The organism is Parasphingorhabdus sp., from assembly GCF_036964675.1.
Classification (GTDB): Bacteria; Pseudomonadota; Alphaproteobacteria; order Sphingomonadales; family Sphingomonadaceae; genus Parasphingorhabdus.
This window is the reverse complement of sequence record NZ_JBALTF010000156.1, coordinates 1-654: the sequence shown is the minus strand read 5'-3', so window position 1 is coordinate 654 and position 654 is coordinate 1. Positions and strand designations below refer to the sequence as shown.

Annotated in this window: 1 protein-coding gene and 1 pseudogene; both read right to left on the bottom strand. The window is 57.8% G+C overall.

Annotation, left to right across the window (positions count from 1 at the left end; all coding sequences use genetic code 11):
- Positions 1-204 (bottom strand): GTP-binding protein (locus V7665_RS13695; RefSeq protein WP_335665083.1); only part of this gene is annotated, 204 nt, incomplete at its 3' end.
- A gap of 117 nt (positions 205-321) precedes the next feature.
- A pseudogene (locus V7665_RS13690) lies at positions 322-654 on the bottom strand (phenylalanine--tRNA ligase subunit beta); the annotation flags it as partial.

Genomic DNA, 654 nt, shown 5'->3' with positions numbered 1-654 from the left:
GACGCTGGAGGTCACCGAAATGCCCCGCTGCTGCTCGATCTTCATCCAGTCCGATCGCGCCCGCCGGTTGTCGCCACGCGCCTTGACCTCGCCGGCCAGATGGATAGCGCCGCCCTTCAGCAACAGCTTCTCGGTCAGCGTCGTCTTACCCGCATCGGGGTGAGAGATAATCGCGAATGTACGGCGGGGTTTGCTTGTGCTCATGTTTCTGGTTTTCTTACAAATCGTCATCCTGAACTTGTTTCAGGATCCATCCATTGGCTGGACGCAGGTTCTATGGGGAGAAATAGATGCTGAAACAAGTTCAGCATGACGAAGCGGCTATCCTCTCAACTCGGCTCCCAGCTTTGCAGCACTAGCGATAACCTTGTCCGAAAGCGCCTTCAAATCCTCTTCGGTCAATGTCGCCTCTATCGGTTGCAGCGTAACTTCCACCGCCAGCGACTTCTTGCCTTCGCTCACGCTCGGTCCCTCGAACAGATCGAAAATCTGCGCGTCGGTGATCAGCTTCTTGTCCGCGCCCTTGACCGCGCGCACCAGTTCGCCGGCTGGCAGGTCCGCATTGACGATGAAGGCAAAATCGCGGGTCACCGCCTGCAGCGCAGGTGGCGCAAAGGCGTCGCGCATATGGCCGGATTTCTTCTTCAGCGGGAT